The following is a 14,462-nucleotide window of genomic DNA, read 5'->3' as shown; positions in this document are numbered from 1 at the left end:
TCAGGTCATCCCAGACAACATCAGGTCAGAGCAAAACGGAAGCGCGACTGTAGTACTGGGAGGCCCAACTGGCCGTCGATCCCACCCCGCTTGCGAACGTCCGAGCGATCCTCAGCACTTTCGACGCCATCCACCCCCGCACCGTGCGCCGGCTGATGGATTCGTCTTCACGGCGATCGCCGATGTTGTTCCAAAGCTACGGACAGACCGAAACGGGGCCGATCTCCAACAAGACGTATACGAGGAAGAACCTGCTGACCGCAGACAGTCGCACCGTCGGACACACTTTTCCGATAATGACGTCAGTACGGATCCTGGACGAAGCCGGCCGACGTGTTCCCCGCGGCGAAGTCGGACGGATCAGCGTGCGCTCCAAGGGCATGGGGCTGGATTACCTGCAGGAGAGTGAGCGGTTCTCGTCCAACTTCGCGAACGGCTGGTGGCTGATGGGCGACTACGGATCCGTCAGCCGAACCGGTGAAGTAATGATGGTGGACCGCGGGACCGACCGGCTCCCCGGCGTCCACAGCGTGTTGCGGGTAGAGGACCACGTGACCGAGGCGATCCAAGACATCCGTGAGGTCGTCCTGGTCGGAGACGATCAACAGCAGTTCCTCACCTACACCCCTTACGAAGGCACGACAGTGAGCCCGGAACGGGTTCTCGAGGCCGCGGGTCTGAGAGCGAGCGATTCGTTGACTGTCGCTGAGGTCGACTGGCGTGACATCCCGATGACCTCTACCTGGAAGGTCCGTAGATCGGTCTTTCTGGAGAGTTTGAAGTCAAAAGACGTCTCGTTCAGCACACAGGGTGGAAGCATCTGACATGGCCACGATTGGAAAGCATCGATCTCAGCGGCCCCCCGTGCGGTATCCCGCCGCGCAGGAGCGTGCTCGGGACAAACGGCTCGATACGGAGCAGGCCAGGAAGTTCTTGGGCGTAAGTCCTGAGGTCTTTGACACCGAAATCCGCACACGAGCGAGTCTTCCTGAGGCGGACGACAGCTACGCCTACCACGATCTGGTGGCTGTGGCACTGGACTGGGGTCTACCGCACAGCGTTCCGGAACTGGGTTTGCGAGTGATGATGCGCTTCGCTGACCAAAGTCTGGACGGGATGCTCGCTCCCACTTCGTGGTCGTTCCGCTTGTCGTTGACGGAAGCCGATACCACAGGCGAAGGAGAACTGGTCCTGAGGGACCCCACGAGCGCACGCATGGTGCTGCATGGCGAGTACCAGCGCACCGATACAGGCGACGGGTGGCTCCTGCCACAGGACCAGCCCGTGGTCGTGGAGGGAACTCTTGAGACCCGCGGAGAGGACGGCGGGCTCCTCAACCCGCCGTTGGCGCAGTTGTACGACCAGGTGATCGAAGCGTTCCACCACGACCAGGTCAGGTTCCAGTGGATTACCCCGGCCGGCCGCGATGCATACGCCAGCACCTGGAGCTCGGGACGGGCAGACTGCGTGGTTATTGCCCGCATGGCCACCGACATGCTTCAGCAGCACGGGATGAAGGTCAGAACACAATGGGGGCGGGTGCTCGGCCTGCTCGATGCCCAGCACGTCTGGATCGACGTTCTGGACAGCGATCACCGGTGGAAGCGGTTCGACCCTCTGCTACAGCTGCATTCTGAGCGTCTCTGGGGCACGCACGACTCACGAGGTGGGTTCTTCCGCGGCGGCACACCCAACGCCCTGCCCGGATGGCCGGGGAACACCTCGATGCTTGTCCGGCGGACCGCGGAGGATCAACAGGACCTCTTCCCGGTGTTCTCTGCCAGAAGGGTGACCGTATGAACAGCATCGACATCCGTAAAGTCATAGCCGACATCCGAGACATCGACGTGTCCACGGCAGTAGACGACGCCTCACTTTCGGACCTGGGCCTCAGCAGTCCGGACATCGTGGCTTTGGTGGTTCGAGTGGAAGATCTTCTCGGGTTCAGCATCCCTTACGAACGCCTCTCGTCCGTTGAGTCGCTGGGCGGATTGGAACAACTCGTCTCCAGCCTCGTCCGCGGTCCGACCGAGAAGAAGAAAAATGAAGGAGAATGTGTTAATTCATGACCAAGGTCGCAATTGTCGGAGGCGGCATCCTCGGAAGTTCTGTCGAATCGGCTCTGGGGCATCGAGGTCACGAAGTAGTCGTCCTGTCTAGGCGCACAGGATTTGATGTGACCAAACCGGAGACCATGACACCGCGGCCGGACATCGACGCCGTGGTCGAAGCGACGGATGTATTTACCCAGAAGTTCGATGTTGCTCGTAAATTCTTCCAAGCATCCACTCGGAACATCAACCATTGGGCACAGGAGTCTGGGATCAGCAAGCATGTGTTGATCTCCATCGTCAACTGCGAAGTCGACGCCATGTCCTCCAACGGCTACTACGCCGGCAATGCAGCCCAGGAGAAAGTCGCTCTGGAGGAGAACCACGGAACCGTTCTGGTCCGCTCGACCCTGTGGTACGAGTTCGCCCGGAAGAACCTCAATCGCATGAAGGTCGGCCCCTTCGCGATCGTTCCGCAGATGAAGGTGAAGCCCGTCGCACTGGACGCTGTCGCTGAAGTCGTGGCCGAGTGCATCGACGGTGAGCGCCAGGGAAAGGCATACGACGTTTGCGGACCGGAGGTCATGTCGCTGTGGAGCATGACCCGGGTGTTGCGGAACAAGGGCGCGCTGCCGCTGTCGGTCCCCGCCCCCGGCCCCGCGGGCAAGGCCATGCGCCAGGGCGCACTCGTCCCCGGACCGAGTGCCGAGACCGTGGGCCCTCGCTTCGATGAGTGGTTCGCCGAGGGTGACCGATGACCGCGCAGATCTTCCGCGAGAAAGACGAATCTGCTGCACGCGCCATCGCTGATACATCAACGGTCGGGCAGCAATTGCAACTCGCCGTCGAGGCCTGGCCGAACTTGGTCATCCATGACGATGAGGCTTCAATGACGTTCGCGGAGATGTGGAAAACCCTCGGTGAGGTCCGCGACGGTTTGACGGGCCAGGCGGAGGGCCACCCGTGCATCATTCGACCGGAGAACTCCCTGCGAGGAGTGGCTCAGATCCTGGCCTTCTTCGTGGCCGATCTGCAGCCGGTGATTCTCGTGCCCTCCGCCGCGGATCCCGACCTTGCCTACCTTCAGGCGGCGATGGACGCAGGCGACGTCCCACCGGACACCGCCCTCTTCCTGACGACGGGCGGAACGACGGGGCGGCCGAAAATCATCCCCCGAACCCACAGCAGCTATCTACAGACCGCCTGGCTGTGCTCACGCAACGCCGGCCTGGACGAGCACGACTTCTATCTCACCCCGCTGTCGATCGCCCACAACTACGCCCTGGCATGCCCGGGAATCCTCGGGGCTCTGCTCTTCGGCGCATCCTTCCGCGTCACGCGGGGCAATTCCTACAGTGAGACCTTGGAATCGATTCGCCGGCACGGCGCCACGGTGCTCCCCTTCGTCCCATCCATGCCTCGCCAGTGGTCCGGGCATGAAGGGAACAGAGTCGATACCGTGCGCCTGGTCCAGGTCGGCGGATCACCTGTCTCCGCGACGGACGTGACCACTTTGCAGCGGCTGTTCTCCTGCCAGGTCCAAACCTCCTTCGGTATGGCCGAGGGACTCCTGGCACAGTCGACGCTCGAGGACGACGACGACATGCGCCTGTCGGGGATCGGACGGATGCTGTCCGAGAACGACGAATACAGGATCGTCGACCCAGCGGAAAACGGCGCCGGAAGCCTCGAAGTGCGGGGGCCGTACACCATCCACGGGTACATCGCCCCCGACGAGGTCAACGAGGAGAAGTTCACCCCGGACGGCTGGCTTCGGACCGGGGATCTGGCCGCCCCCGTCGACCAACGGCGTCTGCGCGTGCTGTCCCGTGCCGACGAGATGATCAATCGGTCCGGAGAGCTGATCGACCCCTCCGCGGTCGAGGCCCTGGTGGCCTCTCATCCCGGTGTCCGCGGAATCGCCGTCCTCGGCCGCCCGCATCCACTGTTCGAGTCGATCGTCCAGGCCATGGTGGAACTGTCCCCGGGGACCTCGGTAGACGAAGTCATGCGGTGGTTGCGAGCAACGTACGAAGGGGCGACAACGCTTCCGGACTCCATCCGGCAGATCGAGAGCATTCCCCGCACCGCTATGGGCAAGACCGATCTGACCTCCCTGCGCACGATGCTCGGCATTCCTGGCCCAACGTTGGAAAGAGAGTGAGTTCAGCATGATCCTCGAGCAGCAGGAAGAGGGCCGGGAACCGCACGGCCTCCGCTTCATCGGCCCGGGACTCGTCGTCGGGAATGAGAGGTTCGCTCGGGCCTTCGACGCCGTGGAGGACTTCGCCCGCAGCTGGACCCGTCTCCTGGGGGGCTCCCGTGTTCGAAGCACCGGAACACTCACGACGGACACCGTCCATGCCGCCGGATACTTCGCCAACTTCCCACAGCACGTCTTCACCAAGAGCCCGTACCTCCAGGAGGGCACCGAGCAGCCACCTGTCGGCTATGCGACGTCACCCGCGGCATGCCTGTGCATTTATGAAGCCCTGCGCGACTCTTCGCTGGAGAGCAGGGTCACCTACGGGCTGACAGCGAACTGCGGTCGTTACGAGGCGGGTTCGTGGGAGGACCCTCTCCGGCTCGCAAGCTTCAACGCTTTCGAGGTTGTGAGCCTCGGTCCCCGGGAGCAGACCATCGACCACTTCCACCGTTGCCGGGACTTGCTCGAGCGCATCGCGGAGCGGTTCCCGGGGGCCACCGTCCCTGTAGCCACGGATGCCTTCTTCGGACCGGCGGCGGCCCAGAAGCAGGCGTATCAGGAGCGGGTCAAGGTCAAGTACGAGCTGGAGGCCACTCTGACCGATGGTCGCTCCGTGTCGATCGGCTCGGTGAATTCCCACGGTCAGGTCTTCGGCAAGGGGTTCGGCATCACCACCCCCGATGGGCCGGCGTTCTCGGCGTGCTTCGCCATCGGGTTGGAAAGGTTCACCATCGCCTGCATGGACGCCTTCGGCGACGACCCCGAGTCCTGGCCCGACCTTGGTCTTGGCAAGGAAGACATCTCGTGAACATCGTAGATCTGTTGCGGCACCGTGCTGAGCAGGGCCTGTGGAGCGAAGCCCCGGCCTTCGTGGAGGAGGACAGGGACTTCTCGCTCACCCACGCCCAGGTTCTGGACTGCGCCGAGCACCTGGCGAACACCCTGCGCCAGGCCGGTGTCCGTTCCCAGGAACCCGTCGCCCTACTGGTCGGCGACCGGTTGGAGTGGCCGGTCGGCTTTCTGGCCTGCGCGCGTTTAGGGGCGTTGGCGGTACTGGTCAACCCCGAAGCCTCACCGCCGACATTGGACGAGCTCTACCGACTGGGGAAGGTGTCCACCCTCTTGACCTGGTCGGAAGGAACCGTGAGCCTCGTGGACCGGGAGTCGGGCGAGACTCGCGCAGCCTGGCGGCTCGCTGACGCCCTTGAGGCACCTCGGCCGGAACCGACCCCGGACACCGGAGCACAGGGGCAGGACCTCGAGGACGTTCCGCTGTACCTACAGTTCTCCTCCGGCACCACGGGGCTGCACAAGGGAGTGGTGCACCGAAGCGTGGACCTGCCGGTGTATTACCACACGGTCGGTGGGACAGCGCTGGCCCTGGCCCCAGGCGACCTCCTGTACTCGGTATCCCAGTTCTATTTCACCTACGGGTTCAACAACCAGTTCGTGTACCCCATGTTCTCGGGATGTGCCGCGGTCCTCCGGCCGGCGCGACGCAGTGCCGAGGACGTAGCTGTGGGCCTCGGACAGTTCAGCCCCACCATCCTGTTCTCCGTGCCCTCCAACCTCGCATCCGTGCCCTCGCTCGTCAGTGCCCGTGCGGTACGGTCGTTCCCGCTGCGAGCCGTCGTGTCCGCAGGTGAACGCCTATCAGCATCCGTGGAGAACGACGTCACCGACGTGCTCGGCGTGCCGGTGTTCGAGCAGATCGGCTGCACCGAGCACGGCAATGCCGTCTGCGCCAACGGGTTCCACGCCCATTCGCCGTTCAGCACCGGTTTCCCGTGCGACGGGACGGCAGTGGAGATCCGGGAGGCGAAGTCACCGGAGGCTGCCCGTGCGGCGTCACCCGGAGAACAGGACGTCGGTGACCTGTGGGTTCGCAGCCCGACGATCCCCACCTGGGCCCACACCGTTCACGGTGCCGTGCGTCTCACGGATGAGAGCGGCTGGCTGCGCACCGGGGATCTGGCCTATTGGAACGAGGACAGGGCTCTGGTGGTGGTCGGTCGCTCAGACGACATCCTGATGAACGGCGGCATTTCGGTTTCAGCAGTCCGGGTCGAGCAGTGCATTCGAGCTTCCGGGCTCGTCGAGGACACGGCTCTCACGTCCCTGATCGGCCCGGAGGGGAAATCGTACCTCGCGGCGCTCATCGTCGTGGGGAAAGAACAGGAATCAGCATTAGCGGACGTCGAACGGAGACTGATCGCGTACTGCCGGGAGCATTTGGACCGCTTCTGCGTACCGAAGCGGTTCCTCGCAGGAGAAACGGTCCCCAGGACACCGAGCGGAAAGATCCGCCGCCACCTGGTCGCCGAGGCCGCGGGTGAGTTGCTCGAGTCGTCCGGAAAGGGGGCACCGAGTGACGAGTAACGATTGTCAGGTCGCCGTCGTCGGAGCCGGCCCCGCGGGTCTCGTCGCAGCCCTGTCACTGCACGCGCGCGGCCTTCGCCCGCAGGTGCTTGAAGCACGTGCGCCACAAGAGCCGGTACCGGGCAGCCGGGCGCTGTTCGTCCACCACGAATCCATGTCCGCTATCGATTCCGTGAGCCCGGGGACCGGGCAACGCATCTCCGACATCGGCATTATGTGGTCCGGGCGCGCCACTTGGTACGCGGGTCGGCAGGTCTTCGGCCGGCGTGACGGCGGCGCCGAGTACCACGGCGGAGGGATCGCTCCTTACGCGTCGTTGCCACAGTCCCGCACCGTCGAGATCCTGCGACAGGCATGCGATCAGCTGGACATTCCCATACGGATGTCGACCACAGTCAAGGGTGTCCGCCCTGGATCCGACCGCGTCGTCATCGATACCGAGGCCGGGCCCGTTCACACCGAGTACGTCATCGCGGCTGATGGTGCACGCTCGGCAGTCCGAAAGGCCGTCGGCATCGATCTGACCGGACCTCGACTGGACGGCTACCACGTGGTGGTCGACGTCATGCCCGACAGCGCCGAGAAGCGGCCGACGGAGCGAATCCTGCATTACCGTGTCCCCGATTTCGGGGGGCGCAATCTCCTGGTCATTCCCTTCGCGGGCGGTTTCCAGCTCGACGTGCAGGCGAAGTCGCAGCAAGAGGCGAAGAGACTTGAAGACGTGGCGGCGTGGCTCCCCAGAGTCGTCCCCCACGTTTCGATGGACGAGGTCACATGGGTGTCGACCTACCGGTTCTCCAGCGTCGTCGCCGACTCCATGACCGATGCGTCGGGACGCGTGCTCCTCGTCGGTGAGGCGGCCCATCTGTTCCCCCCCTTCGGAGCCCGCGGAATGAACTCGGCCATCGCCGACTCCGACGCGGCCGCCGCGGCTGTCGCCCTGGACACCAGGTCAGGAGGTACTGCGGGCGTCGCACGCTTTGCGTCCTCACGGCTCCCCGCGGCGAGGATCAACGCCAAGGCCGCCGCGAGGGGCTTCCGCGTCCTGCACTCGAACAGGCGGATGCGGGCGATGCAGTGGGCGGCCGCCCGGGCGAGCCACCTGACACAGCGGGCCGGCCAGTGGCTGGAGGACGCTCCGTACAGCACCAGTGCCCGAGCCGGAGGGCGGTACTGACATGAGTCCTCACCATCCGAGGCCGCCAGGAAGGACCACCGTTCCCAGGGACAGGGATACCCCTACGGTCCTGCACGACTCGTTTCTGGTGCGTGAGAACCGAGTCCTGGACGTAGACGGTCACATCGACCGAATGGTCGCCTCCAGCGGGTGGCCCAGGACCGCATTCCTCCCCCTCTACGAAAACCTGCTGCGTGCGGCCGCCGCGTCTCCGGGGTGGTCCTTCCCTCTGGTCACCCTCCGAGAGGGGCAGCTCACCTACAAGCTGCGCCCCCTCAGCCCTGACGCGTTGCGCACCACCGTGACCGTATGGACCCCGGAAGAGCCTGACTCGCGCCGCGTTCCGTGGCACAAGGGACCGGAGTTCCCCCTCCAGACCTCTCTCCAGCGCCAGGCGAAGAGCCACGGGGCAGAGGAGGCGCTCATGATCGGCGCAGACGGAATCCTGCGCGAGGGTGCCTACAGCAGCGTGGTCCACTGGGTCGATGGAGCCCTCGTCGTGTCGTCGGCCCCCCAGCGGTTGCCGAGTGTGACGGAGTCCGCCGTGGTTCGCGCGGCGATCTCCAGCGGCTACCCCGTCATGAGGCGCCCCTGCGGACCACGTGAGGTCCGTGCCGCCGACGAAGTGTGGACCCTCAGTTCCCTGCACGGAATCCGCGTGGTCACCGCCTGGGACGGCGAACCGGTCTCTGAAGCGGGCATAGCAGCGGAGTTTCGCGAACACCTACAGACCTTCGAACAAGACGTCGCCATGTGGCTCGTCGCTTCGCCGAGCACAGCATCACCGGAACAGCGCGAAGCTCGTGAGTACAAGGACGGAAAATGACGATTCCCACCACGAGCGAGGTTCTGATCGTTGATAACTACGACTCGTTCACTTACAACCTCGCTCAACAGGTCGCGCAGTGCACAGGTAACTGGCCCACCGTCGTGCGCAACGACGTTCCCCTCGACAGCATCGACTGGGAGCGGATCACTCACGTAATCCTCTCCCCAGGTCCAGGTGCTCCCGATGCACCCAAGGACGTGGGGATATGCGCGGACATCTTAAAGCGCGTCACCGTTCCCGTCCTCGGGGTCTGCTTGGGTCACCAGCTTATGGCCACCCATTTCGGGGGTCGTGTGACTCGGGCGGCAGAGCCCATGCACGGCCGGGTCTCCACCATTCAGCAGGACGGCGACGCCCTGTTCGCCGGCCTCCCTCCCACCTTGGACGTGGTCAGGTACCACTCACTGGCGGTCTCGGAGGTACCGCCCGCGCTCCAGGTGACGGCCTCCACGCGCGATGGAGTAGTCATGGGACTGCGCCACGTCGACCGCCCTCTCTGGGGTGTGCAGTTCCATCCGGAGTCGATCCTGAGCCAGTGGGGGTTGCAGATCATCACCAACTTCCTCGCTGTGGACTCTGCTGAGGCCGGGGGCTCCGCGAATGGCTGGTGGGTGGACGTCCGCCGGGTCCGTAAAGACCTTTCTCCCGCAGTAGTCTACGAAGCCCTTTACAAGGACGACGAGAAAAGCTTCTGGCTGGACAGCAATAGCGACGACAGCCGTTCCGAGATGAGCGTCATGGGCTCGTGCGAGGGGATACTGTCACACGTCTTGTCCTACCATGCGGAAAGCAGAACGACGTTGCGCGAGTTCGCCAACGGCCACCGGGAGCAGGTGGACGGTGACATCTTCCAGGTGGTTGAGGACGAGCTGACCCGTTTCGACTGCCTTCGCTGGCCACAGACGACCACAGACTTCTACCTCGGCTACGTCGGCTACCTGGGATACGGCCTCAAGGCCGACACATGCGCGGTCGCTGACCCGTCACCGTCAGCGTTGCCGGACAGCCGGCTGACATTCGTGGAGAGGGCTGTGGTGTTCGACCACAGCAACGGAGAGTTCCTGTTGCTCGCCCTCCGGTCCAATGATCCCGGGTCGCTGCTCGATGTAACCTCGAAGGAATGGCTCGAACACACCGAGAAGCGGATATTCGGTCTTGAGAAGTGCCAGCCATCCGGAGAGGTTCTCCCTCCTGCAGACCTGCCGGACGACTCGACTCTGGAATCCGAGCTCAAATTCCGACACGATCGGCACTCTTACATCGAAAAGATCCGTGAGAGCCAGGAGCTCATCGGCGCGGGCGAGTCCTACGAAATCTGCCTGACGAACATGCTCGAGTTCCCCAGGCGCGTGGACCCGTACGAGACATACTCGCTTCTCAGAAAATATGCTCAGGTGCCGTACGGCGCTTTCCTGAGATACGATGATTTCTCCGTATTGAGCGCCTCCCCCGAGTGCTTTCTGACCGTCGACGCCGATGGCTCTGTCGAGACCCGCCCCATCAAGGGAACAAGGCCACGTGGGCGGACAGAGGAGGAAGATCAGCTCCTGAAGAAGGACCTGCTCTCAGCGGAGAAGGATCAAGCAGAAAACCTCATGATCGTTGACCTCATGCGCAATGATCTGAACTCGGTGTGCCGAGAGGGTTCGGTTCATGTTCCGACACTGTTCGATGTCGAGTCCTTCCCCTCTGTGCATCAACTGATCAGTACAGTTCGGGGCAGCCTCCACCCCGGAAGCTCGTCCATCGAGTGCCTTCGCGCGGCTTTCCCGGGCGGTTCTATGACTGGCGCACCCAAGGTCAGAACTCTTCAGATCATCGATGAACTCGAAGAAGGACCCCGGGGCATCTACTCCGGAGCGATCGGATGGATCTCGCTCAGCGGAGCCCTCGCACTGAACATCGTGATCCGAAGTGTCATCGTCGAGCGCGATCGGGCTACATTCGGGGTCGGCGGTGCCATTACCCAGCTGTCGGACCCCGAGCTCGAATACCAGGAAACTTTGATCAAGTCCCGATTGGCCGCAGCCGCACTATTCGAGGCCGCTGCGGATAAACAGACGGAATCATGAAAAGCAGCGCACAGGAGCTCCCGTGATTTTGGAGGCAAGTACCATCATCGTACGAATGAACCCCGTTCAGCAAGGCCTTGTCTTACAAAGTTTATTCGACATCCAATATACTGACAGATAGATCTTATATCAGGGATTATCTGAAAACCAAGGCCAAGACGGAAGGTCATTATGCAGGTAGTCGCCACAGAAGCGTGTCGGACCGTTGCGGCCGTAGGACTCGCCGCACCCGGCACTTCGGCTCGCCACAACGATACGCGCTCGGAGATCCCTCATGGCACATAACGACATGGGGACCTCGACGGCGAACGCTCTGCGTCGGTCACTGTCCCAGCCTGCGACGCTGCTCATGCCGAACGTCTGGGACGTACAGACGGCACGGATCGCCCGCGAGGCCAAGTTCCCCGTGATCGGCACCTCCAGCGCCGCGATCGCCGCGATGCTCGGTAGCGAGGACGCCGAAGGGGCCGATCGGGAAGAGATGCTGCACTGGGCCGGCAGGATCGTCCGCGCTGCGGCCCCGGCCGCGGTCAATGTCGACCTCGAATCCGGGTACGGCCTCACCGTCCCCGAGCTCATCGAGACCGTGCAAGCGCTCGGATGTGCGGGCATCAACCTGGAAGACACCGACCACGAGCACGACCGTCTTCTTTCGTCAGAGGACCAGGCGAACCGACTCAGCAGCCTTGCGGAAGGGCTGGCCGAGCTACCCGGTCATCCGGTCCTCACCGCACGCGTGGACCCGATGCTCGATGTCCTCCACAGCGACGGGCGAGGCGACAGCCCGCGGACAGAGGCTGCGGTCACCGAGGCGATCGACCGGGCCCGCGCTTATCTGGACGCCGGTGCTGATGTGGTGTTCCCCATCGGCTTGCACTCGCCCCACCAGTTCCGTCGCTTCCTCGCCCACGTCCCCGCCAAGCGCACCGCCCTGCTCTTCCCGTTCACCGACCCGAGGATCGGTGTCATCCGCGGGCTCGGAGTGTCCCGGATCTCCTTCGGTGGCACTCCACGTGAGGCCACCGATACCTACCTCCGCCGCAGGCTGGGGAGGCTCGGCGATCGCAGCAGCCCGGCTCGGCGCCTCGCCAACATCGCCGGAGATGCCGTCGGTCGGCTCTTGCGGCCCAAGATCGCACGGGATTGAGTCACATCGCCGGATCAGGCGCGGCAGCCGATCTCCACAGGCGAGGGTGGCTTGCCCACTGGAATCGGATGCCGAGGCCGTAGCCGGCGAGCACGGTGAGGGGCCTCCCGGGGTCGCAGATCCCGGGAGACCCCTCGTGTGAGGTGTGCGCCCCATACCCTTCTCGGGGCGGGCGCCTCAGCTGGGGAGTGGCACTAGACCGAGGTGGCCACCTCAGCGGGTGCGGCGATGACGCTGCTGGGACTCTTGTCGGACAGCAGCTCGCCCAGCACCTCCGACAGGCGCTCCAGGTGGCCGGAGATCCACGGAAGGGCCAGCGGGTCGGCGGCCGCCAGCGCGGCGTAGCGGCGTTCCTCGGTCTCTCCGTAGAGCAGGCTGGTGGCGACCCTCATGCGCAGGGTGTCGGTGCTCTCGCCGAACTCCACTGCCGGGAGCACACCCATACCGAAGCGGTCCAGCAGCAGGCCGGTCAGCTCCGGCCCCGTGGTGACCCCGTGCAGGGCGGCCAGGCGCTCGCGGAGCGGCGCGAAGTCCGGGTACAGGTAGAAGGCCGCCCGCGGGGGCGCGACCTCGGCGCCGGCGTCGGCGAAGACCTGGGCCACCCCTGCTGCGACCAGGCCGTGCAGGCGGCGGCTGCGGTCGATGTGGTCGGCCAGCGCGGCTGGTTCGGTGAAGGCGTGGGCGGCGGCCTCCTGCACCGGTGCGGCGGGGCTGGACCAGATCTCGCTGGCCACGCCCAGGAGCCCGCCGCGCAGTCGGTGTCCGATCTCGGAGTCGGGCAGGCGCAGCACCCCGATGCGCCAGCCGCCCAGGGCGAGGTTCTTGCTCAGCCCGGTGGAGACGACGGTGCGCTCGGGCGCGAAGTCGGCGGGGCTGTGCACCCGTACTTCGTCCTTTCCCGGATGGACCAGGTCGCGGTAGATCTCGTCGGAGATGATGACGAGCTCGAGCTCGCGGGCGACCTCGGCCAGGCGGCGCACGGTCTCCTCGCCGGCGACGGTCCCGGTCGGGTTGTCGGGCACGGTCACCACGACGGCGTTGACGGTACGGCCCTGGTCACGGGCGTCGGTGACTGCGGCGTGCAGCAGGTCGGGCTGGGGGACCCCGCCCTGCCCGGTGGCGGTGGGCACCATGAGGGGGCGGCTGCCGACGAGGCGGCTCTGGGCAGCGTAACTGACCCAGCTGGGGGCGGCGATCGCGGTGTCCCCTCCCAGTTCCAGGAGCAGGCTGTAGAGCAGCGGCTTGCTTCCGGGGCCGGCGATGACCATGGACGGGTCGGTGGGCAGGCCGCGGCGCTCCCAATAGCCTGCGGCCGCTTCGCGCAGGCGGGCGGACCCTGCGACGGGCCCGTAGGCGTTGGCCCCGTTGCCCGCGGAGAGCTGGTCGCGCATGACCGGGTGGACCGGGAGCCCGGCCTCACCGAAGCCGAGCGGAAGCACGCGCACCCCCTGGCGACGCTTCTCCTGGAGGGCTTCGTTCACGGCGAGGGTCGCGGACACAGTGACGGTCATGTCTGACTCATCTCCGGATCATCTTGTGCGCTTGACCGCACCTTTGGGTGACGGTCCGTCACTACAACCCTGCCCGCACTCCCCCATCAGCACAAGCACGCCTTTTCGATGGTGAGCGTAAGATGTCCTTATGCTCGACCTTCGACGCCTCCAGCTGCTCCGTGAATTCAGCGCACGCGGCACCATCGTGGCCACGGCGAACGCACTGGGTTACACGCCTTCCGCGGTCTCGCAACAATTGGCCACCCTCGAACGCGAGACGGGTGTGGCACTGCTCGACCGCTCTCCCAGAGGCGCTGAACTGACCGACGCGGGACGGCTCCTCGTCACACAGAGTGAGGAAATTCTGGCGCTGGTGGAGGCCACCGAGTCGATCCTGGCCGAGCAGTCGGACGTGGCCCTGGGGACGGTCACGGTGACGGCCTTTCCGACCGCGGCCGTGGCCTTCGCCCCCTTGCTCGCTCCCCCGTTGCGCCGGCACTCGGAGATGCAGTTGGTGCTGCGCCAGACCCTGTTGGCGTCCGGGACCCAGAAGGTACAGTCCCGCGAGGTCGACATCGCCCTGATCGACGACTGGACCGGACAGCATCCGGGGCGCACCTCCGACAGCGGTCTGCGCCACGTGCATCTGCTCAAGGACTCGCTCGTGCTGGCGGTGCCGGAGAACCACCGCCTGGCCGATCCCTCCCGGCCGGTGGTGCTGAGACAGCTGTTGGGCGAGTCGTGGGTGGTGGCGCCCGAGGGGGAGCGTTCCCGCTACGGGACCGACCGCCTCATGGCCGAGGTGGGCGGTCTGCCCTCGGCGACCTGGGAGTTCGAGGGGCTGGGCACGATCCTGAGCCTGGTCTCCAGCGGGATCGGCATCGCCGCGGTACCGGCCCTGGCTGCGGTGAGCGCGCCGTCGGGGCTGGTGTGCCGCAGTCTGCCTGCACCCACACCGGAACGGCACGTCTACGCGGTGTTGCGCACGGGGACCCTGCGGCGCCCGGCGGTGCAGGTGACGCTCTCGGCGTTGCGCGGGGCGGCACACACGGTCGAGGAGCAGTTGGCCGAGCTGACCGACCAGGCTCCGGAGGGCTCGGTCCGGTGA

At 65.0% G+C, this 14,462-nt stretch carries 13 protein-coding genes; 12 read left to right on the top strand and 1 reads right to left on the bottom strand.

Annotated elements, in window-relative coordinates; genetic code table 11:
- Positions 1–68 precede the first annotated feature (68 nt).
- The 11 genes from D456_RS24695 to D456_RS24680 all read left to right on the top strand — a co-directional run bounded on the left by D456_RS24695 (position 69) and on the right by D456_RS24680 (position 11,861).
- Positions 69–824 carry an AMP-binding protein gene (locus D456_RS24695; RefSeq protein ID WP_083904657.1) on the top strand — a complete coding sequence of 252 codons (756 nt, stop codon included), beginning with the start codon at positions 69–71 and terminating at the stop codon, positions 822–824.
- Position 825: 1 nt separating this feature from the next.
- Positions 826–1,800 (top strand): transglutaminase domain-containing protein, encoded by a 975-nt coding sequence (locus D456_RS0120650; protein ID WP_083904656.1) that lies wholly within the window; start codon positions 826–828, stop codon positions 1,798–1,800.
- Entirely contained in the window at positions 1,797–2,069 is a 273-nt protein-coding gene (locus D456_RS26100; RefSeq protein WP_160166744.1) for an acyl carrier protein, read from the top strand. The genes D456_RS0120650 and D456_RS26100 overlap by 4 nt, the downstream gene beginning before the upstream one ends.
- A 107-nt stretch (positions 2,070–2,176) precedes the next feature.
- Complete coding sequence (locus tag D456_RS25225) at positions 2,177–2,809, top strand: SDR family oxidoreductase (RefSeq protein ID WP_083904654.1); 633 nt, start codon at positions 2,177–2,179, stop codon at positions 2,807–2,809.
- Positions 2,806–4,215 carry an AMP-binding protein gene (locus tag D456_RS24690; protein WP_083904653.1) on the top strand — a complete coding sequence of 470 codons (1,410 nt, stop codon included), beginning with the start codon at positions 2,806–2,808 and terminating at the stop codon, positions 4,213–4,215. Before D456_RS25225 ends, D456_RS24690 begins: the two co-directional genes overlap by 4 nt.
- Before the next feature lie 7 nt (positions 4,216–4,222).
- On the top strand, positions 4,223–5,065 hold the full coding sequence (locus tag D456_RS26950) for a class-II aminoacyl-tRNA synthetase family protein (protein ID WP_017578074.1): 843 nt from the start codon (positions 4,223–4,225) through the stop codon (positions 5,063–5,065).
- The gene (locus D456_RS0120630; protein WP_017578073.1) at positions 5,062–6,636 is read left to right on the top strand and encodes an AMP-binding protein; all 1,575 of its coding nucleotides are present in this window, start codon (positions 5,062–5,064) and stop codon (positions 6,634–6,636) included. Before D456_RS26950 ends, D456_RS0120630 begins: the two co-directional genes overlap by 4 nt.
- Entirely contained in the window at positions 6,590–7,813 is a 1,224-nt protein-coding gene (locus D456_RS0120625; RefSeq protein WP_338036330.1) for an FAD-dependent oxidoreductase, read from the top strand. The genes D456_RS0120630 and D456_RS0120625 overlap by 47 nt, the downstream gene beginning before the upstream one ends.
- An 88-nt stretch (positions 7,814–7,901) precedes the next feature.
- A complete protein-coding gene (locus D456_RS24685) occupies positions 7,902–8,639 on the top strand; it encodes an aminotransferase class IV (RefSeq protein WP_160166743.1) in 738 nt (245 codons plus the stop codon).
- Entirely contained in the window at positions 8,636–10,714 is a 2,079-nt protein-coding gene (pabB, locus tag D456_RS0120615; RefSeq protein ID WP_017578070.1) for an aminodeoxychorismate synthase component I, read from the top strand. Before D456_RS24685 ends, pabB begins: the two co-directional genes overlap by 4 nt.
- A gap of 274 nt (positions 10,715–10,988) precedes the next feature.
- Entirely contained in the window at positions 10,989–11,861 is an 873-nt protein-coding gene (locus D456_RS24680) for an isocitrate lyase/PEP mutase family protein (protein ID WP_083904649.1), read from the top strand.
- 194 nt (positions 11,862–12,055) lie between these two features.
- Here the strand turns inward: D456_RS24680 and D456_RS0120605 are convergent, their stop codons facing one another.
- On the bottom strand, positions 12,056–13,372 hold the full coding sequence (locus D456_RS0120605; RefSeq protein ID WP_017578068.1) for a pyridoxal phosphate-dependent aminotransferase: 1,317 nt from the start codon (positions 13,370–13,372) through the stop codon (positions 12,056–12,058).
- A 130-nt stretch (positions 13,373–13,502) separates the two neighbouring features.
- On the opposite strand from D456_RS0120605, the gene D456_RS0120600 reads away from it, so the two are divergent.
- Positions 13,503–14,462 (top strand): LysR family transcriptional regulator, encoded by a 960-nt coding sequence (locus D456_RS0120600; RefSeq protein WP_017578067.1) that lies wholly within the window; start codon positions 13,503–13,505, stop codon positions 14,460–14,462.

This window comes from Nocardiopsis kunsanensis DSM 44524, from assembly GCF_000340965.1.
Lineage (GTDB): Bacteria > Actinomycetota > Actinomycetes > Streptosporangiales > Streptosporangiaceae > Nocardiopsis > Nocardiopsis kunsanensis.
The sequence above is the reverse complement of the archived record's forward strand: the minus strand, read 5'-3'. Positions and strand labels throughout refer to the sequence as shown.